This window comes from uncultured Ruegeria sp. (assembly GCF_947504215.1).
Taxonomy (GTDB): domain Bacteria; phylum Pseudomonadota; class Alphaproteobacteria; order Rhodobacterales; family Rhodobacteraceae; genus Ruegeria.
Window position 1 is genome coordinate 1 of sequence record NZ_CANNGO010000038.1, and the last position, 853, is coordinate 853.

Sequence of the window (853 nt, forward strand, 5' to 3'; positions counted from 1 at the left end):
TAGGCTCCAGACTCATTGATTTACAGCCAGAATAGGACTGTAGCCGCGAGCGCGATGGCGGAGAGGAAGACCTTTGGGCATCTGTCATATCGGTTGCGACGCGCCGCCAGTCCTTCAGACGCCCGAACATGATCTCAATGCGGTTGCGTCGCTTGTAGCGGCGCTTGTCGTATCGGACAGGCTTGTCGCGTGACTTTCGACCTGGGATGCAGGGCTTTATTCCCTTGTCTGTGAGGGCTTCGCGAAACCAGTCCGCGTCATAGCCGCGATCCCCAAGTAGCCAATCAGCCGATGGCAGACTGTTCACCAGAGCCCTGGCGCCCGTGTAATCGCTCACTTGCCCAGCGGATATGAAGAAGCGTATCGGGCGTCCGAGACTGTCGGTAACGGCATGCAGTTTTGTGTTCATGCCACCCTTTGTCCGTCCGATCAGCCTGCCACGCCCCCCTTTTTTAACCGCAGGCTGGAGGCCGTGCGGTGCGCTTTGAGGTAAGTTGCGTCAATCATGATGGTCTTATGATCGGTTCCTTCCGCAACCAGCCCGGTCATGATGCGAGCGAACACACCCATATCACTCCACCGCTTCCAGCGGTTGTACAGCGTCTTTGGCGGCCCATATTCACGGGGGGCATCGGACCACCGCAAACCATTGCGATTGATGAAGATAATCCCACTTAGAACACGTCGATCATCAACTCTCGGCTTGCCATGGCTCTTCGGAAAGTAAGGCCGAAGACGCTCCATCTGTTCGTCAGTCAGCCAGAATAGATTGCTCATGATATACCCCTGAAACTCACGGGCTTGAATCACGCAGCAGAGACGGCTGCAATCAAATTAATGGGTCCAGTGCCTA

General features: G+C 55.7%; 1 pseudogene. It reads right to left on the bottom strand.

Features of this window, described 5'->3' with window-relative positions:
* Positions 1-20 precede the first annotated feature (20 nt).
* Positions 21-777: pseudogene (locus tag Q1B21_RS22300) on the bottom strand (IS5 family transposase).
* Positions 778-853: the final 76 nt, after the last annotated feature.